Annotated in this window: 16 protein-coding genes; 8 read left to right on the forward strand and 8 right to left on the reverse strand. The window is 55.3% G+C overall.

Annotation, left to right across the window (positions count from 1 at the left end; genetic code table 11):
- Nucleotides 1–6: 6 nt before the first annotated feature.
- The 4 genes from hisD to D9K61_RS04900 form a co-directional block, all read right to left on the reverse strand.
- Nucleotides 7–1335: a histidinol dehydrogenase gene (hisD, locus tag D9K61_RS04880; RefSeq protein WP_120632145.1), complete on the reverse strand. Its 1329-nt coding sequence runs from the start codon at nucleotides 1333–1335 to the stop codon at nucleotides 7–9.
- A gap of 9 nt (nucleotides 1336–1344) precedes the next feature.
- The gene (locus D9K61_RS27420; protein WP_254055671.1) at nucleotides 1345–2292 is read right to left on the reverse strand and encodes an ester cyclase; all 948 of its coding nucleotides are present in this window, start codon (nucleotides 2290–2292) and stop codon (nucleotides 1345–1347) included.
- On the reverse strand, nucleotides 2292–2828 hold the full coding sequence (locus D9K61_RS04895) for an ester cyclase (protein WP_120632146.1): 537 nt from the start codon (nucleotides 2826–2828) through the stop codon (nucleotides 2292–2294). The genes D9K61_RS27420 and D9K61_RS04895 overlap by 1 nt, the downstream gene beginning before the upstream one ends.
- A 123-nt stretch (nucleotides 2829–2951) precedes the next feature.
- On the reverse strand, nucleotides 2952–3998 hold the full coding sequence (locus D9K61_RS04900; RefSeq protein ID WP_120632162.1) for an ABC transporter ATP-binding protein: 1047 nt from the start codon (nucleotides 3996–3998) through the stop codon (nucleotides 2952–2954).
- A gap of 280 nt (nucleotides 3999–4278) precedes the next feature.
- Between D9K61_RS04900 and D9K61_RS04905 the strand changes: the two genes are divergently transcribed.
- From D9K61_RS04905 to D9K61_RS04940, 8 genes are all read left to right on the forward strand, one after another.
- Complete coding sequence (locus D9K61_RS04905; RefSeq protein ID WP_120632147.1) at nucleotides 4279–5511, forward strand: ABC transporter substrate-binding protein; 1233 nt, start codon at nucleotides 4279–4281, stop codon at nucleotides 5509–5511.
- Between the two features lie 77 nt (nucleotides 5512–5588).
- Nucleotides 5589–6620 carry a carbohydrate ABC transporter permease gene (locus D9K61_RS04910; RefSeq protein ID WP_120632148.1) on the forward strand — a complete coding sequence of 344 codons (1032 nt, stop codon included), beginning with the start codon at nucleotides 5589–5591 and terminating at the stop codon, nucleotides 6618–6620.
- 2 nt (nucleotides 6621–6622) lie between these two features.
- Complete coding sequence (locus D9K61_RS04915; RefSeq protein ID WP_120632149.1) at nucleotides 6623–7507, forward strand: carbohydrate ABC transporter permease; 885 nt, start codon at nucleotides 6623–6625, stop codon at nucleotides 7505–7507.
- A 43-nt stretch (nucleotides 7508–7550) separates the two neighbouring features.
- Nucleotides 7551–8681, forward strand: coding sequence for an ester cyclase (locus tag D9K61_RS04920; RefSeq protein WP_120632150.1), 1131 nt, complete (start codon nucleotides 7551–7553; stop codon nucleotides 8679–8681).
- Between the two features lie 59 nt (nucleotides 8682–8740).
- Nucleotides 8741–9733: a nuclear transport factor 2 family protein gene (locus D9K61_RS04925; RefSeq protein WP_120632151.1), complete on the forward strand. Its 993-nt coding sequence runs from the start codon at nucleotides 8741–8743 to the stop codon at nucleotides 9731–9733.
- Between the two features lie 477 nt (nucleotides 9734–10210).
- A complete protein-coding gene (locus D9K61_RS04930; protein WP_254055672.1) occupies nucleotides 10211–10933 on the forward strand; it encodes an N-acyl homoserine lactonase family protein in 723 nt (240 codons plus the stop codon).
- A gap of 204 nt (nucleotides 10934–11137) precedes the next feature.
- Entirely contained in the window at nucleotides 11138–13003 is a 1866-nt protein-coding gene (locus D9K61_RS04935; RefSeq protein WP_371688449.1) for a PAS-domain containing protein, read from the forward strand.
- The gene (locus D9K61_RS04940; protein WP_120632164.1) at nucleotides 13003–13704 is read left to right on the forward strand and encodes a response regulator transcription factor; all 702 of its coding nucleotides are present in this window, start codon (nucleotides 13003–13005) and stop codon (nucleotides 13702–13704) included. Before D9K61_RS04935 ends, D9K61_RS04940 begins: the two co-directional genes overlap by 1 nt.
- 185 nt (nucleotides 13705–13889) lie before the next feature.
- Here the strand turns inward: D9K61_RS04940 and D9K61_RS04945 are convergent, their stop codons facing one another.
- From D9K61_RS04945 to D9K61_RS04960, 4 genes are read right to left on the reverse strand one after another with little or no spacing between them, the layout of a single operon-like run.
- Nucleotides 13890–15200 (reverse strand): HlyD family type I secretion periplasmic adaptor subunit, encoded by a 1311-nt coding sequence (locus D9K61_RS04945; RefSeq protein WP_120632153.1) that lies wholly within the window; start codon nucleotides 15198–15200, stop codon nucleotides 13890–13892.
- Nucleotides 15184–17346 (reverse strand): type I secretion system permease/ATPase, encoded by a 2163-nt coding sequence (locus tag D9K61_RS04950; RefSeq protein ID WP_120632154.1) that lies wholly within the window; start codon nucleotides 17344–17346, stop codon nucleotides 15184–15186. Before D9K61_RS04950 ends, D9K61_RS04945 begins: the two co-directional genes overlap by 17 nt.
- Entirely contained in the window at nucleotides 17328–18671 is a 1344-nt protein-coding gene (locus tag D9K61_RS04955; RefSeq protein WP_120632155.1) for a TolC family protein, read from the reverse strand. Before D9K61_RS04955 ends, D9K61_RS04950 begins: the two co-directional genes overlap by 19 nt.
- Nucleotides 18658–19497 carry a SapC family protein gene (locus tag D9K61_RS04960; protein ID WP_120632156.1) on the reverse strand — a complete coding sequence of 280 codons (840 nt, stop codon included), beginning with the start codon at nucleotides 19495–19497 and terminating at the stop codon, nucleotides 18658–18660. Before D9K61_RS04960 ends, D9K61_RS04955 begins: the two co-directional genes overlap by 14 nt.
- Nucleotides 19498–19537 lie beyond the last annotated feature (40 nt).

Here is a 19537-nt window from a genome sequence, read left to right on the forward strand (position 1 = left end):
ATGGGGCTACTCGGCTGCTTCGATGGGCAGGGCGGGTTCTCCGTAGGGAACATTGCGACCGCCATAGCGGCGGACGCGGATGTTGCATTGTTCGGCATGACCAACAAAGCCTTCCAACATACACAGACGCGAGCCGTATTCGCCAATCAAAGTTGCGGCCTCATCCGTTGTGACCTTTTGATAGCTGTGTGTTTTCAGAAACTTACCGACCCAAAGGCCGCCCGTATACCGCCCGGCCTTTTTTGTCGGCAGCGTATGATTGGTTCCGATGACCTTGTCGCCATTGGCCACATTGGTGCGCGCGCCAAGGAACAAGGCCCCGTAGGAGTGCATATTCTCCTGATACCAATCATCCCGGTCGGTCATGATCTGCACATGCTCGTACGCCATGTCGTTGGCAACTTCGAGCATCTCTTCATGCGTGTCGCACAGGATCACGTCGCCATAATCCTCCCACGAGGCGGATGCGGTTTCATGCGTAGGCAGAACTTTCAGCAGTCGGTCAATTTCCGACAGAGTATCCTTGGCCAGTTTGCTGGAGTTGGTGATCAGGCAAGCGGGCGAGTTGTAACCATGTTCGGCCTGACCCAAAAGATCAGTGGCGCACATCTCGGCATCCACTGTGTTGTCGGCAATCACCATCGTTTCGGTTGGGCCAGCAAACAGGTCGATCCCGACACGGCCAAAAAGCTGCCGCTTGGCTTCGGCGACAAAGGCATTGCCGGGTCCCACAATCATATGAACCGGATCGATGGACTGCGTTCCAATAGCCATGGCGCCAACCGCCTGGATACCACCCAGGACGTAAATCTCGTGCGCTCCGCCCATATGCATTGCCGCGACAATTGCCGGATGCGGCGCGCCATCGACCGGCGGTGCCGAAGCAACGATGCGCGGTACGCCCGCGACCTGCGCTGTCAGCACAGACATATGAGCCGATGCCACCATGGGAAACTTACCGCCCGGGACGTAACAGCCGACCGATTGCACCGGTATGTTCTTGTGCCCCAGAACAACACCCGGAAGGGTCTCGACCTCGATATCCGTCATTGAGGCACGCTGCGCCTCTGCAAAGCGTCGTATCTGGGTCTGCGCAAAACGGATGTCTTCCATGTCGCGCGCCGAAACCTTTTGCATTGCCGCTTCGATTTCTGATGCGCTGAGGCGGAATGCGGCAGGGCTGTAACCATCAAACTTTGCGCTCAGGTCGCGCACAGCGGCATCGCCCCGCGCTTCGATATCCGCCAAGGTGTCTTCAACAACCTTGCGTACCTTTGCATCATCCTCTGCACGGGCTGCTGCAGGCTTACCGGATTTCAGATGTTGGATCGTCATGTCTGCCTCCTAGGCCGCAGGTTGTACGTTGAAATCAACGGGCATCTCATGCCCCCATCCTTTGCCACGAAAGACGTCTCCGCCCAGCTGCTCGATGATGCTGGCAAAATCGACCCGCACGATGTTTTCGGCAATCTTGGTGCCCTCGATCCGCCAGAAATCGATGTATGGCACACGTATCTTTTGGCCAGTGGCCTTGATCCCCATGAAATCGCGTTCAAGTGTAGCGTTGCACGCGCCGAAACAGGCGGCCCAATCGCCGGTTTGCATGAAATGCGGGCTGACGAAATCGCGGTTGCCAAAGTGGTCGCGGAAGGGCTGGTACCAGCCACTTTCAAACTCCTTCAACCCGTGTTTCAGGCCGCAGCCATAGTTGGCGTCCCAGACAAAATCTTCGTAGAAAAACTCGGATACATCCACGTCGGAACGCTGTAACGCAGCCTCCATGTCCTGCACCACCTTGAGCGGTTCTGCCGTGGCACCCTGGCCCTGCTTGCCGCGCCACAACCGGGGCGTGGGCGGGTCGAGCCGGTCCCAGCCCTGGCCTTCGAAGACGTCCCAGCCGAGCTGGGCCGCGACCGACGCCAGATCCACATTCACCTTATTATAGGCAATCCGCCCGTCGCGGATCTGCCAGAAGTCGATATAGGGCACGCGCAGGGGGCGGTGGGTGGCGGCGATGCCCATGAAGTCACCCGTGTGGGTCGCATGGCAGGTGCCGATACATGCGGCCCATTCGCCATCCTCAAGCCAGAGCGTTGTGTCGAAGCGGCAGTCGCCAAAGGCGGCATGGAAGGGTTGCCGCCAATTTTCTTCGAAATCCCGCAGGCTGGACTTGCGGCCACAGCCTTCATTGCCGTCCCATATGAAATCCGCGTGGAACCAGGGCAACAAGTCGGGCTCGGACCGTCCCAATGCCCGCTCCATGTCCTGTACCAGATCGAGAACCGCACCCATCACGCGACCTCCTGCGGCATGGGCGGCGTAGCCTCGCCGCGGTCAAAAGCTTCCCAACCCTGGCCATTGAACACGTCATGGCCGAGCTGTAACAGCACATGCGGGAAATCGACCATGACCCAGTTGTCGACGATCTTGCCATCAACAACCTTCCAAAAATCCATATAGCGGATTTCCACTCGTCTGCCGGTTGGGGCGATCCCCATAAACTCGCCAGAATGCGTGGCCTCCTGGCGTCCAAAGGCCGCCGCCCACTCGCCCATATAGAGACGCGCTTCGTCGACGCAAACCTTGTCTGAAAATGCGGCTTGGAATGGCCGTTGCCAGTTGTCCTGAAACTCTTGCAGGCCGGTTTTGGTGCCGCACCCAAAATTGCCCATCCATCGGAATCCTTGGGTGAAGAAATCTCCGATATCGTCGATCCGGTGATCGTTAAGGCCATCAACCATGCCTTCGATGACTGCCCGGGTTTCGCCTGTTTTGCCCATGTCCGTGTCACGGCTCAACACGGCTTGTTCGGGGCGGGAACCTTTCACGTGGGATCCTCCGTCGTATATCTATGTGTTTCAACCCCATTGATGGTTTGACGTTGGCACTTTCGATCAGCACCGTTCCTGCCAACATCCCGATAATGAGGGTTCGATTTGGCTCGTGACGCTTCAGCCCATCCGCTCACCGCTTGTGGCATCAAAGAGATGGCAGATGTTTGGTGGAATGTTCACCGCGGTCTGATCGCCAATTTCAGCGCGGTAATCTTTGGCCGCGCGGATTGAGGCAATCGTGCCCCCAATCTTCAAAGTTGCAATGGTGGCATCCCCCAGCAGCTCCAGAGAATAAAGCGGCGCCGCTGACGTCCCGTTGGGATCCAGTGCGGCATCTTCCGCGCGGAAACCAAGCGTGACCTTACCTTCGTGCGTGCTGGATAACCCGCTTATAGTGACATTTTCTCCGGTGAAGGTTCCGCCGGAAATCTGCCCTTCGAGCAGATTCATCGCCGGGCTGCCAATAAAGCTTGCTACAAATGTATTGGCGGGTCGGTCGTAGATCTCGGTCGGGGTGCCGACTTGCTGTACCACACCTTTGCTCATGACAACTACGCGATCGGCTAGGGTCATGGCCTCAATTTGGTCGTGGGTCACGTAGATCGTCGTGACTTGCAGCTCGTGGCTGAGATTCTTGATCTGATGGCGCGTGGAAACCCGCAGTTTGGCATCAAGGTTTGAAAGCGGCTCGTCCATCAGAAACACGTTGGGTTCGCGAACAATGGCGCGGGCCAGTGCCACGCGTTGCCGTTGACCACCTGAAAGTTCAGCGGGACGGCGGTGCATAAATTCCGTCAACTCAACCATTTCGGCTGCACGCGTTACCCGCGCGTCATGGGTTGAGGGATCAGCTTTGCGGACTTTCAGGGGGAACCGGATGTTTTCATAGACATTCAGATTGGGATAGAGCGCGTAGCTTTGGAACACCATTGCCACGTCCCGATCTTTTGGATCCAGATCGTTGACCACCTGACCGTCAATGATGATCTCGCCTTCTGTCACGTCTTCCAGCCCTGCGATCATGCGCATGGTGGTTGTTTTCCCGCATCCCGATGGGCCGAGTAAAACCAGGAACTCCTTATCGGCGATTGTCAGGTTAAAATTCTGAACCCCGACAAACGATCCCCAGCGCTTGGAAATGTTATTCAGCTGAATTTCTGCCATTCCGCTTCCACCCTTTGCATGCGTGCCCATAAATGTGCCAGCGAATGCAAAACTTGGCAAGTGGAACTTTGAGAATATTTATCAGGCAAAACGTCAAAGGTGGTGATACGTCGGTGTAATAGGTGAGAAACTGTGAAAATTTCCCCATGTGAGGAATATCTTGTCATATGGCAAATTATTGGCATAATGATGAATGCGAATGCAAAATAATACAAAATACGAATCATAAACAAAGCAGGCGGCGGCCTGCGCAACAGGGTCCAACCGGAGGGTTCTCAATATGACTTTAATGAAAAGTTTTGCGGCCGGAGCCGTGGCGGCGCTTATGGCGACCGCAGCTTATGCCGAATGTGAAATCAGCAGCGGGAACGTAAATGTTCTGGCCAACGACTTCCCGGCTCTCAAAGCCATCACCGGAACTGCTGCTGAATGTGCAAGTGGCGGAGCAACGATTTCGGCCAACCACAACAAGGACTTTCGCAACATCACCGTTCAGGCGTTGACGCCGAACCCGGCCGAATACACCTCGGTCATTGTTGCGAATTCGTCGATCGTTCCGTTGTTGAATGAAGGGCTGCTTCGTCCCCTCGATGATCTGGTCGCCAAGCACGGTCAGGGCATACCCAAAAATCAGCTCATTACCATTGATGGTAAGATCATGGCGATTGCGTTCATGGCCAACGCGCAGCATCTGTTTCTCCGTCAGGATGTTCTGGATCAGGTCGGAAAATCGGCCCCTGCAAGCTGGGAAGAGGTTGTCGAAACCGCTCAGGCGATCAAAGACGCAGGTATCATGGATCACCCGTTCGCATTCCTCAGTATGTCTGACTGGAACCTGGGTGAAGAATTCGTGAACATGTATCTTGGTCACGGTGGAGAGTTCTTCAAGCCGGGGACGGCTGAACCTGCGATAAACAATGAACAGGGTATCGCGACGCTGAACATGTTGAAGGAACTTGTCGCGCTATCGAACCCGGACTTCCTGACGTACAACACTGCGACCGTGGTGCCGATCTGGAAATCGGGTGATATCGCAATCGCGCAGCTTTGGGGCTCAAGCGGTGGTGAACTGCTAAGCGGCGAAGGCGCGGAAGAAGGCGTGGCCGAAAACACAGTGCTTGTTGGTGCCCCGACGGTTGCTGGGGGCTCAACGCCCGCCTCCTCGCTGTGGTGGGATGGTTTCACCATCGCGAAAAACATCTCGGACGAGGATGCCGAGGCGACCTTTCTGGCAATGATGCACGGTACGTCGGAAAAGATGGTCACAGCAAACAACGATGCTGCAGTCTGGTTGATGGAATCCTACGTACCGGGACCGGCGGCGGCTGGTGTTGCGGCGACGGCGACGGCAGGGGCAGAGCCATACCCGATGCTGCCCTACATGGGGTTGTTGCATCAGGCGGTCTTTGAAGAGTTGCCCGACTTCCTGCAGGGCAATGAAAGCGCTGAAAAGACGCTGGCAGACATCGAAGCTGCCTACACCGCTGCGGCGAAAGAAGCCGGCTACCTATAAGAGTCGACTCCGGGGCCGCCTACGCGCCGCGCCGGAGCATTCCACCCAGATTGTTATGCTGACGTAGGACTTGGGCTATGAAACACCGCACTTTCTTCTGGTTTATCTTGCCGTCCTTGGCCGCAATGTTTTTTTTCATTGCCCTGCCCATTGTGTCAGTTGCCGTGCAATCACTGTTCGTGGAACACGAGCAAATCATGACCGAGGTTGAAAACTGCGGACCTTTCAAATGCGAAACGGTTTTGCAGGTCGACAACGAAGCGACTGCAGCCCTACGGGAAGAGGCTCCTCTGGGGCGTTTCAACGGCCTGGGAACCTATACGAACCGTAAACATCTGGCGTTCGAACAAGTGGGCGTTGCCTGGAACGAAACCGAGACGTTCGGCGAATTCATGTCAGAGCTGATCAATCTGCCGTTTTACAAGGCCCTGTTCTTTACGCTCACCTACACGGCGGTGGTCACACCGTTTGTTATTTTTTTGGGGCTTGGCGTCGCATTGGCAGTGAACACATTGCCGCGGGCTGTGAAGGGACCAACGATCTTTGTGTCGCTGCTGCCGATGATCGTGACCCCACTGATTGGCGCGCTGATCCTCTTCTGGATGGTCGATGCCGACGGTATCATCGGCGCGACACTGCAGAAGATTTTCAACGATCCCAACCTGTCATTGAAGGCGTCGACGCCTCTGACATGGATGATGTTGATCGTCTACGGCATCTGGAGTTCGACCCCGTTCAGTTTTATTGTCTTTTATGCCGGGCTGCAGACCGTCCCGAAAGAGACGCTTGAGGCTGCAAAGATCGACGGCGCTTCGCGATGGCAATCAATTCGATATGTGGTTGTGCCTTACATGATGCCACTGGTTGTGTTCATCACCCTGATGCAGTTGATGGACAATTTCCGGGTGTTTGAACCGATCATCAGCTTCTCGGCCTCGGCCAAGGCGACGTCGCTATCCTGGATTATTTTCAATGACCTGCGCGGCGGTGACATCCAATTGTTTGGCTCTGCCGGGGCTACGTCGATCCTGACAATTCTTGGTGTTGCAATCCTGCTGACACCGGTACTGATCCGCACATGGCGCGACTTTAATCGGAAGAGGGCCTGATCATGTCAACATCTGTAGCAGACAGACGTTCCAGAGGACTGATCTGGTTCACCACAAGCTTTGTTGTCCTCTGGATCTTCATCGCTGCCGGACCGTTCATCTGGACGGTCTGGGGCTCGTTCAAGGTTCAACCTGATTTCTTCTCGAAGACGGACTGGCGCAATGCGCTCTATGGCGTGATGACGACGGCCCAGACGGGCAGTGCCTTTACCGGCGATGGCTATTACGGCGCGTGGGTCGAGCAGGCGTTCTGGCGTAACACGATCAATACCGGGATCGTGGTATTTTTCACTGTGGTGATTTCTCTGACCCTCGGCACATTGGGTGGTTATGCGCTCGCGCGGTCGGGCTTTCGCTATGCGTTCTGGCTGCTGATGGCGGGGCTGGTGTTTCGGGCAATGCCGCATATCACGCTGGTTTCGGGCTACTTGCTGCCTTTTTTCGAATGGAACGTCTGGGGCAAGCTTTCGACAACGATCATCGTTCTGGTGGCGATCAATCAACCCTTCACGCTGTGGATGTTGCATTCGTTCTTCCTGAACATCCCTAAAGACATGGATGAAAGCGCCATGGTCGATGGCTGCACGCGGTTTCAGGCGTTTAGGCACGTTATTATTCCGGTGATGTGGCCGGGGGTCATCACCACAGGTCTGTTCAGCTTCCTGTTGGCCTATAACGACTTTGCTGTGACTGCCGTGCTGCTGAGCTCAGAAAATCAGACGATGGTTCCGCGTATCAACAGTTTCCTGGGCACCGTACGTGAAACCGGGGATGTCATGTTTGCGGTCGCTGCTGTTGTCAGCTCAATGATCCCGCTGTTTTTCCTCGTGCTGTTCTTCCAGCGGCAGATTGTCAGCGGTCTGACGGCCGGAGCCGTAAAAGGATAACCAATACATATTTTTAACCATGGCGTTCTGAGCAGGAGGAAAAATGTCACGGAGTTACGGGACGGCGCGGCCACTTGCGCGTCGGCATATGCCTACGGGTTACGATGTCTCATTCAAAGAGTATTCAAAAAAGCGAACCGTGCGGATCCCGGACGATTTTGGACCAAAGCAAGACCTTCGGGGGTTCGAGCCGGAATACGCCAATATCGTCGACTATATCGTTCGGATCACGCATCGTATCTGGGAATCTGATCCCCCGCAGGTCGAGTATATCAGCGCTTGCTATGCACCGACCTCGCTGATCTATGATGACTATGGATTGCAGACCGGTAACAAGAAGATTATTGCCGACACGCATCATACCACCGGAGCTTTTCCCGACATTGTTCTGGATGCTGAAGAGGTCACTTGGGCCGGTGACGATGAAGTTGGGTTTCACACCTCGCACCTGACACGGATCATGGGGACGAATACCGGGAGCAGCCGTTATGGAGGGGCCACTGGCAAAAAGGTCAACGTCATGGTCATCGCCAATTGCGTGGCCCTTGAGAACGATATTTTCCTCGAGCATGTTCTTTATAACACGTCGGCCATGTTGCAGCAGTTCGGGATCGATCTGTGGGAAGAGGCGGACAGGCTGGCCTCTGACCCGCCTCCGGGATGGCCGCGCAGCCAGCAGATCTGGGATGACCTAAGACGGTCCGCTGCGCCTGCGCATCCGCTCTCATTGGCCGAACCGGTTGATGGATTTGACGCTGATGCACTTGCGCGACGTCTTCACGACAACATCTGGAATGGCGATATGAGTATGGTGGATGCCGACTACGCCCCAGATTTGACCTTTGAGGGGACGACCGCGCGTAAGTTCTCTGGCCGTGCAGCCTATAAGGACTATGTCACCAGCCTGCGCCACGCCTTTCCTGACCTCTCGCTTCAGGTGGATGAGGTCTACTGGATGGGTAATGAGAACGATGGCTGGTTAATTTCAACCCGCTGGAGCGCCGAAGGCACCCATGAGGGTGACACGGACACGTACCGTGCAGCGACCGGGGCACCATGTCAGATTTGGGGCATCACGCAGTGGCGCGTCAAGGATGGGCTAGTTGAACAGGAATGGCAGCTGTTCAACGAGCTTGATCTGATGATGCAGATCGCAAAGGCTCGTCAGGGCTGACCTAAACTCCACTCCGCCGGGCACAACCGGCGGAGCATTTTCAATTCATGAGAAGAAACATGTCGGACTTACAATCTGCAAAAAACCTGGTGCGGGACTATTTTGAGGCGCTCAACGAAGATCCGGTGGCGGCCGCCAAAAAGTACTTTGCCCCGGACGCCATCTGGCGCGGTTATCACCCGTTCCATGAAATTCACAACCCGGTCGAGGTTGCGGAACAGTTCTGGAAGCCTTTGCAAAATGCGCTTTGCCGTATGCAGCGCCGACTGGATATTTTCATGGCCGGAGAAAACCATCTTGAGGCCGGTGGTGTTTGGGTTGCCTCGATGGGTCATTTGATGGGCTTGTTCGACGCGCCGTGGCTGAACATCCCCCATACAAACAAGATTGCCATGCTGCGTTATGCCGAATTCCATCTTGTAGAAGGGGACAAGATCACCGACACGGCGATGTTCTTTGACATCCCACACCTGATGGCGCAGGCCGGGTTGAACCTGTTTCCCTCGCAAACCGGTGCCCAACTGGTGCAGCCTGGACCGATGACTCATACAGGGGTCATGTTCGACGAACAGGACCCGGAGGAAGGGCGCAAAACGCTCGCCGCCATCGAATTCATGATTAACGATATTCGCGACTGGAAAGGTCGTGAAGAGTTGGGTTTGGAAGAGGAACTGCCGCGCAGCTGGAATGATGACATGATCTGGTGGGGCCCGACCGGAATTGGTGCGGCCTACACGATCGAACGCTACATCAAACAACATTCCGGCCCCTTTCGCGATGGGTTGGCCGACCGGACCTTCAATGGTCACATCGCTCGTATCGCTGAAGGTGAGTTTGGTGGATTTTTCGGCTGGCCGAACCTGACTCTCAGACCATCTGGAGGGTTCATGGGTATGCCCGCGACTGACAAGCTTAGCGACATGCGTGTGATCGACATGTATCGCCGCTCGGGCGACAAACTGACCGAGAACTGGATTTTCATCGACCTGCTGCATTTCTGGAACCAACAAGGAACCGATTTGCTCTCACGCATACCGTATATGCGTGGTTGAACGGCCTATCCCGCAAACCAAATGGACGCCGCATTTCCGTATGCGGCGTCAACACTGCCGATGAACGCGTTTTCTGCTTACAATACCTCGGTTTTTTTGCCGCTCGCGCGGGAACACAAACAGCCCCGATCCCAGAATGTGGGTAATGCCACCCATCCGGGCAGGCCCGGTCCTTCCCAAATCAGCCGGCCCCAAACTATGGCTGGCGGCTGCGGAGACGATCAGCACACGCCTTCAAATGGCCGGTAACACGGGTCCATGAGCAGGTCAGCCCGTTTGCGACGCACGGGAAATCGGTCTTCCGATCTGGGTCCGACGGGCGCCATTTGCCCGGCCGAAAGTGATTGCTCGCCAAGGCTGCGTCGATCAGTAACAGAACGATCTACATCTGTTGACTTTCATGGTTCTACCACAATGCTTGTTGGGACCAGCTGGAGGGTGGGTGTGCAAGCAAAAGGGTTCATCAAAGGACGGCCAATGACGCTGTCAGTTCTGGACTACGGATTGTTCAAGGTTCATGCTGGTGATCGTGTCATTGGGATCTGCGGTTTCGTGATTTGCACGGATGCTGGTGAAACCATTCTGATCGATACAGGTTTCCCCGAAAAATATGCGATGGACAAAGGGGCCGCCTCAACAGAAGATCGGCTGTACGAATTTGGGGAGGTGCTTGAATGTGGGCCGGAAAACCTGCCCAAAGCGCAGCTTGCCAAGTTAGGGCTGACATCCGGGGATATAACTCTGCACATCTGCACCCATTCCCACATAGATCACGTGGGCGGGCTGGGTTCATTCACCGGTGTCCCGATCTTGATTTCAGCGCATGAGCGTGCGCTGCCTCGGCCCTTATATTGGGGTGACGCTCGACCATTGGACTGGCCAGATGGTGACTACCTTAAGGTCGACGGCGATGTTCTGGTGGGGCCGGGGTTGCAGGTGCTGGCCGCACCGGGCCATGCGCCAGGGCAGATTGCGCTGATGGTCGAGTTGCCGTCTGGTCCAATCTTACTGACAAGCGACGCCATTTCGCGTCCGGCGGAAATTGAAGAAGAATTCGCAGGGTCCTGGGATCAAGCGGCGGCCATTGCCAGCGCAGACCGATTGATGAAGTTGGCCGGCAGGTGTGGTGCGTTTGTGATTTTTGGCCACTGCCCGGACCAATGGCCCAAGCTCCGAAAAGCACCAGATGTTTATGATTGAAGCATTGCTGGGATGCCATCTTTGTCAGAGGGCTATGCTTTCGTTCGGCGCTAGTTGGACCGACGACGGTTTTCTTTCGCAGAAGGCGTTCTTGGGGGCGTGCACAGATTGCGTTCGACCCCTCTACACCTGCACGAATTCTGGTGTTACGGATGTGTCGTCGGGAGGGCGAAATTGGACGTTACCGAACAGCGGATAAAGGCGATGACAACTGCGGGGCTAAACCTGATTGGCCAGGCGCTGTCCATCTATGACAGTAAGTTGCATCTCGTACTCAGCAATCGACGTTTTCAAGAGATGTTCAGCCTGCCGGATGACCTCGTGAAGCCGGGCGCTTTGTTTCGCGACACCATTCACTATCTGGCCGACCGCGGTGAGTATGGTGAGGATGGCAGTATCGAGGAGATGGTCGAGCTGCGTGTGAAACAGGCGCTGGCCTTTGAACCCCATTACATGGAACGTGTACGGCCAAATGGTCAAGTGCTGTCAGTAGAAGGCGCTCCACTGCCGCAGGGCGGTTGGGTCGCGGTCTACACCGACATTACCGCGACACAGCGAGCAGAAAACCTGCTGCGGGCGCGGTCCGAAGAACTATCAGATCAATTACTCAGTCACGCCGAAGAACTGTCAGCCACCAACAGAAAGTTGGCGGCAACCAATTCAGCGCTGGAAGAGGCCAAACGGGAGCTCACCGAAATCGAAGCGCGGACGCGGATGACGACCGAGATGATGCCTGCCCATATTGCGCATCTGGATGCTGATGGGCGGTATGACTATTCGAACCGCCGCCTTAGCTCAGTCATGCCGGGACGCCCGTCCGAGATTCTTGGTCTCCATATTTCCGAAGCGCTAGGAGTCAACGCCTTTGCCCGTGTCGAATCCTATTTGCGGAAAGCCTACGAGGGCGAAACATCCGTTTTTGAATTCACCGAGGATCAGGATTCCCGTCGCATTCGGGTTTCTTTTACACCCGACAGGGCAGGGGGCGTCTATGTGATGTCTGTGGATATCACCGAAGAAACACAAGCTCGCGTTGCCCTGCAACAGACGCGGCGTCGGGCGATGGCTGCGCAGATGACCAGTGGATTGGCGCATGATTTTTCCAACTTGCTGACAATTATCCTCGGCATGCAAGCCCGTTTGGATAAAATGGATATTCCTGATGAAGCATGCGAATTGGTCGCGGCGACTCAGCAGACCGCGCGCAGGGGTGGCCAGTTGTTGAACCGTATCGCAGACATGACAGGAAACCGGACCCCGCAGCCACAATCAACAGATATGCGGGGTTTGCTAGAGGACCTGCGGATTCTGGCGACGCCATCACTACCACGCGGTGTCGGATTGTCGGTTGTGAACAACCTACCTGACCAAGCTTTGATGCTGGATCCGGGGATGTTGCAAGATGCGTTGCTTAACCTCGTTCTGAACGCGCGCGATGCCTGTGGCCGATCTGGTCAAATCACCGTAAGTGCCCACGCCGTCGGCGCAATCTGGGTTGAGATCACAGTGTCCGATACTGGCCCCGGATTTTCTTCCGAAGCGTTGGAAAAGGCACTGAACCCGTTTTTTACGACGAAAGGTAACGACGGGTCAGGACTGGGCTTACCTATGGTCTACGACACGGTGAAATTGGCGGGTGGTGATCTGAACCTTCGAAACACCCCTTCCGGGGCATCCGTTGTTCTGCGGTTACCATATCGTCCAGCCCCACCCGAACAGGACGGGCTTGTGCTTTTGGTGGAGGACAATGATGATCTTCGCGGTGAGTTCCGCAACATGTTGGTGGATTTAGGCTTTTCGGTGATCGAAGCAACCTCGGTTGACGAAGCGTTGGCCCTTACGACGAACATTGAAGACATTGCCTTGGTTCTATCCGATATTCGATTGGAAGGAACAGCCACAGGTCTTAACCTATTGGAGCAGGTGAAAACTGGATTGCCGTGTATATTGATGACGTCGTTGCCCTTTTCCGATCCGCTGCATCGACAAGCATTGGCTGTCGCGCCGGTCTTGCGCAAACCGTTTTCGCAGGCTCAGTTGTCGGCCCTTATCCGAACTGAAGCCGCATGATGTCGCAACCGCTGATAACCATTCTTGATGACGAACCTGAAATCCGGCGCATCCTGACGGACGCCCTGGAAGAAGCTGGATTTCGCACGCAGAGCTTCTCTCGGGCGCGGGAATTTGAGGCAGCGTTAAACCGTGTCACACCGGACGTGTGCTTGGTTGATCTCTCCCTACCAGATACGGATGGGCTGGCCCTGGTTCACAGACTGGCCTTGGAACAGGGCGCGGCCGTTATTATCATTTCGGGCCGAGCCCAGGTTCAGGATCGTGTGACAGGACTGGAATTGGGCGCTGACGACTACATCACCAAACCCTTCGATCCGGTAGAGGTTGTTGCGCGTGTCCGTGCCAGGCTGCGTTCACCGCGCAGTCAATCCTCGCAGTCGGATATCGTCGAATTCAACGGTTGGACAGCATATTTTGATCGCTACATCCTCGAGGATGGTGACGGCACGCAAACACCGTTCAGCCACGCAGAGGGAGAAGTACTGCGCTTGTTTTTGGAAAGCCCGAAACGGTTGATTAGCCGCAGCCAGATGCAAGAGTCGCTGGGTGGCGCGGCCGGCGATAGTTTCGACCGCGCAATGGATGTGCGCATTTCAAGATTGCGGACAAAACTTGGTGAAGACCCCAAAAACCCGCGCCTGATCAAAACCATTTATGGGGCTGGATATATTTTCCTGGGCGACGTGAAATGGCTGTGAGTAGATCTTGGTTTTTGATTGGTATTTAGGTCTTCAGAACGTTTTAACTTGACGGTCCGCTTGTGGCGGGAACTGCAAACGGTTTGCCCTTATTGTTGTAGGCCAAATTCGGGCAGAGACACTCAGCCCGTGCCCCAATTGATCCACCCAGAGGCGGGCATCGAAAAACTCCGCTGAACGTCGTTCTACTCACGCAGTGCACGGTCTTTTATTTTCACAACTGGTTGCACCAAGTAATCCAAAACCGATTTGCGACCGGACAATATATCCACCTCGGTGATCATTCCGGGAATGATTTCAACAGCGATTCCATTTGCGTCGAGCATTGTGTCGCTGGTTCGGATTTCAACAATGAAAACCTCCTCGTCATTCCGCTCGGATCTTGTGATCGTATCAGCGCCGATCCGAACGATTTCTCCGTCCAGTCCCCCATATCTTGCAAAGTCATACGCTGTGATCTTCACTTTGACCGGCTGACCCGCCCGTAAGAAAGCGATGTCTTCAGGTCGGACATAGGCCTCGACCAATAGCGTTTCGTCCAAGGGGACAACTTCGATAAGGTCCTCTCCGCTTCGAGCCAGACCGCCGATAGTCGTGCGATGTATCCGGTTCACGACTCCACGAACCGGAGAGCGGACCTGAGCACGCGCCGCCCGATCGCGCAAAGCCGGCAGCATAGGTTGCAGTGCCGCGAGCTCGGCAGTCGCAAAGGCCAGATCAGTTAGCGCAGCGCTGCGAAAGCGACTGCGGGTGGCCCTGATCCGGTCGTCGATTTCATCCAAACCGGTTTTCAATCTGTTGGTTACGGCTTTGGCTCGGACTTTTCGGCCTTTCCATTCAGCTTCGCTGCGACGCAATGCCAGCAGGGTTGTGGCCGGTTCCATATGACGTTCAACCAAAGGGGCCATGATGGCCCGTTCCTCGGCCAAAACTTTGAGCGTTTCATCCGCTGTGACCTGATCAACCAGACCTTCTTCGTATTCACGATGCCGTTGCTGTCTTTGACGTTCCAAAATGGCGATTTCCGCCTCCAGTTCCGCCTGGCGCCCTTGGTACAAAGCGATTTCTGACCGCACCACGGCCCCCGCGCCTTCGATCAGGTCGTCATCGAACTCAAGTTTGGTGCCGTCGATTTCTGCCTGTAAACGCTGGGTCCGCGCCATGAGGCCGAATGCGCGCTGTTGTTCCTGGCTAAGCTGGCTGTCGATCTGTGTCGTATCAAGCTCCATCAGCAAGGCGCCTTTGTCGACCACTTGGCCCTCTCGAACATAAACTGATTGCAGCACACCAGGCTCGGTTGCCTCGATCAGTTGTACGTCTCCTGAAGGTACAATCCGGCCATCCACGCGTGTGACATCATCCAGCTCGGTCAAATACGCCCATGTTCCAGCCGCCAGCAGACAAGACAGAACCACCAGAAGCAGAAGCGAGCCCCTTAGTGGTGAACCACCACGCATATCACGCGCCAACGTAGCCAAGTCAGGATGCCGCGACATTCAGATGCCTCCCCGAACGCCGCGCATGTTGCGACAGCATGCTTTTGGGACCGTCCGCCCCTATTTTCCCGTCTTCAATCACGATCACTCTGTCAACAAGATCCAACAAGCTTGTTCTATGCGTCACGATCACCAGTGTGGTGTCTTTTGTGGCGTGTTTGAGACGCTGAATCACCTCGGCTTCGGTCCTGACGTCCATCGCACTTGTCGGTTCATCAAACAACATTACCGGCGGTCGTCCGATCAGCGCGCGCGCAAGTGCAATCGCTTGTTTTTGACCACCCGATAGCCCTTCGCCGCGCTCGGCAAGTTGCAGGTCATATCCTGCGGGGAGACGGGCAACAAAGTCTTCTACGCCTGCGATGCGACCAGCTTCGGTCAGGTCTTCATCCTGGGGCCGGGTTGCGCCGCTGGCAATGTTGTCCCGAATAGATCCCGAAAACAGCCAGATGTCCTGCAAAACCGATCCAACGTTGCGACGCAGATCGCCAGGATCGATCTGGCGAATGTCCAGACCATCCAACATCACGGACCCAACCCGCGGTTTGTAGAGGCCCAACAGTAGTCTGGCGACCGTGCTCTTCCCGGACCCTATCTGCCCAAGGATCGCCACCTTTTCACCAGGGTTTATTGTGAAAGAAACACCGCTAAGTGTGTCGTCACTTTGATCGGGATAGGCAAAGTGAACGTTGCTAAAAGATACTCTGCCTTTGAACGCCGCTCGATTGATCCAGTTACGGCCGTCGGGGCGTTCGCTTTCGGCTTGCATGAGTGCGTTCAGATTTCGGTAAGCGCTTCGCGCCTGATTGACTCGGGTAAGGGTCTGGGCCAGTTGCCCCAAAGGGGCCAGGGCGCGACCGGTCAGCATTACTGATGCAACCAGTGCACCCATACTTGCCTGGCCTTCTGAGATCAAAAAAACGCCATAGAAAACAATCAGAACTTGCGCTGCCTGTTGGGTGAACCCTGTAAGGTTCAGGGCCATTTGTGTGACGGCCCGACTGCGCGCTCCGTGTTCGGATTGACGTTCGATTGCTGTCTGCCAGCGCGCGCGCATTTGCCGGCCGGCAGATGTGGTTTTAATAGTCTCCAAACCAGAGACTGCTTCCACAAGAACGGATTGTTTGGACTGCCCGTCTGCAAAGCTCTTTTCAGCCGTTCGTGACAAGATGGGTTGCACCACCAAACCGGTCATCAGCACAACGGGTACCGCCAGAGCCGGAATTGCCGCCAACTGCCCGCCAACCATATAGATCACGAACACAAATAATCCGATGAAAGGCAGATCGACCACTGCAACTAAGGTCGCTGAGGTGAAAAACTCGCGCAGCGTTTCAAATTCCCGGACAGTGCTCGTCATCGCACCGGTGGAACCAGAACGTGATTTCATTTCGATGTTGAGCAATTGGTCAAAAACACGACGGCCCATTAGCATGTCGGCCCTTTGCCCGGCGCGGTCTATAAACCCAGCCCTTAGCACTTTGAGCACAAAATCGAACGCAAGCGCCAGACCAACTCCCGCCGTCAATGCAACCAGCGACTCCATCGCTTCATTCGGTAGAACCCGATCATAGACGACCATGATGAAAACCGACGTTGACAGGCCCAGGAGATTGGCCAGAGCAGCTGCGAGCGCAACCTGAACATATGACCACCGATTGACGGCCAGAGCCGACCAGAACCAATGTCCCAGTTGAGTCGAGCCACTCAAAGACATCTCGCTTTTGTGGTCTCGGCGAAACAAAATTGCATATCCGGTGTAGGTGCTGCGGAATAGGTCCTCGGAAACTTCGCCTATTCCATCGCCAAGCGCAGGGTCGAAAACCAAAAGCGCACCAGTTGACGAACGCCCGTGATAAACCACAGCTTTGTTTCCGGCCAACAGCAGTATTGCGGGCACTAAAGCATCATCAAAGGCGTTCAGCTGCTGGGAGCCGTACCCAGCCTGCAATCCGATCTTTTGTGCAACGGAAATTGCATCTTGGATAGTTAAGTCTGCCTGTAACCCGGTCTGAGCGGCGTGCAGCATGGCCAAGCTAAGCGGCCGATCCAACGTCGAAGCCACGTTTAGAATGCAAGATTCAAAAGGACTTAGGGTGGTGTTGCTTCGAGTTGAAGTATTTTGTTTCACGAGGGCACGTCCCATTTGGTTAGAGAAATGCCAAGCAGATCAAGAATATCCCCGGTTAAGCTCAGAGCAACGTAATTGGTTAGAAAAAAGCTCTGTTCTGCCAGGATCAAACGTTCCTGCGCATTGACGTAGTCGCGCTGTGCATCCAAGATTTCGATCAGGCTTCTTCGCCCAATGGTGAATTGAGCGCGGGCGGCAGCGACACTTTCTGCGTTGGCGACAACAGCGCCTCTTGCGGCACTTAGGCGTTCTGCACCAGCTTTCTGGTCCGAGCGTATAAATCCGAGTTCGCGGGTAATCTCGCGGATCAGAGTTTCACGGGCGAATTCAGCTTCTTTTACCTGTGCTTCAGCGGCTGCGATGGCTGCGCGACGCTGACCAGTGCTATCCAATTCATAGTTGAACGATAGATCCACACCAAAGTTGGCGTCGCGGCTGTCGTCCTGATTTGCAAAAGCAGCCACCCGCACATCAGGTTGTCGCCGCGCCTGCGCTGCGGTCCATTCTGCTTTTGCTGCGAACAGACCTGCACTGGCACGACGGATTTGGGGGCTGTCCATCACAATCTGGGTGTCACTGCGGTTCAGCTTTGGGGCGGCAATGGGTACCGGTAACGAACCGGGTAACGTTCCAAAAACTTCACGAAACCGCGCTTCGGCGCGATCGGTGCGCGCTTTGGCGTCTGTTAACCTAGTGCGGGCATCGGCCATACGAGAACGGGCAGTCAGCACATCCGCATTCGAACCAGCTCCACCTGCGGCGCGATCAGAAATCTGGCGCACCAGCGCCTCATGTACCGAAACATTTTGGGCGTTGATGTCCAGAATTTTGCGCCGATCCAGAACAATTGCATAGGCTTCGATTGCTGCAAGCGCGGTCGCAGCCGCGGTCTGCAGTTGGTCACCTCGGCTTTCCAACACACGTGCCTGGGCCGCAGCCAAGTCGCCCGCAGATGCACCGCCGTCACAAACCAATTGGGAGACGCGCAAATATGGTGAAACATCTGCGGCATCCGAGGCTATGCGCTCGGACCTCGCGTTTACGCCCAGCGATACCTGCGGCAGGAAAGCGCCTTTGGCAGCATCCTGATTCGCGTTTGCGAGTTCCATTCTGGTGTTGCTTTGTGCGAGGTTAGGGCTTGTTTCCACGGCTAGCCGGATTTTTTTGCCAAAGCCACTTTGGGTGAGGTTTTTGGAGGGCCGCGTCGCACCTGCACCTGCAGTGCCCCCGGTGAATGAGGCCCTGACGGGTGATAGATCGGGCGGAGTCGTGCATGCAGTAATCTGCGCAGTCAGGATCAACACGGCGAGCCGAAGAAGAAACGGTTCAAACGCTGGCATAGAGGTTTTCTCCCTCCGCAAACCCGAACTTTTGTTCGCTTTGTTGTGCCGTGGCCATTGCACCAAGAAAACCCGAAACGCCGGGCGTCCTATTGAATCCGGACTGACGTTCAGCCTGATCCGCCTGCAACTGTGCCTGCATCAACCATGCACTGTGCGAAAGCGAAACCTGGTGCGCATGTATCAGTCGCAACGCGCCACAGTTTGTCAGCACCGTCTTCTGCGCCTGTGACAAACCCTTGATTGCCTCAGTGCTTACGCCCAGTGCTGCATCAGGGAACTCGATCCCGTGATGATCGGCGATCGGTGCAAAAAGGTTCATCTCAGCAATGATGTTGCATACCTTGGCTGTTTCTTCAGCCGCAGCGATGCGCGCTTGAAAGAACGCACTTACCTTTTGCAATTCCGGTGTCAGTGCACCGTGTTCATCAAAAAAAGCTTCGTCAGTTGGATCGTCGGTCACGAGACCCAGTGTTTCATCAATCCACAACTGGAACTGATAACCGGTTGCATTTCTGGGCTCAAGCCGGGATGCGTGAAACGGCGAGCAGCGCAAGACCGAGGGTACATAGGTCGCCAACCACGCACCGTCGGCCGAGACAAACGGCGTCGATGCGCGGTATGTCATGGAGAGTATTGCAACTGGTTCGACCCCTGCATCGGCGGCTTTGAACACAATCGGAAATGCGGCGGCGCCTTGAAGTATCTCTGCCTCTACCAACGGGCAATCAGTAAGGTTACGGGCGAAGTCATACGACGAAAAGCGCCGCCAATACCTCTGCCCATGCCTTTGGGAACTGATTGGAGTTAAGCCATTTTGTGCCATAACACCCTCGTGCGAATTTATTGTTGTCTCACCAATTGAA

The sequence above is a fragment of the Ruegeria sp. EL01 genome, assembly GCF_900313035.1.
Lineage (GTDB): Bacteria > Pseudomonadota > Alphaproteobacteria > Rhodobacterales > Rhodobacteraceae > Ruegeria.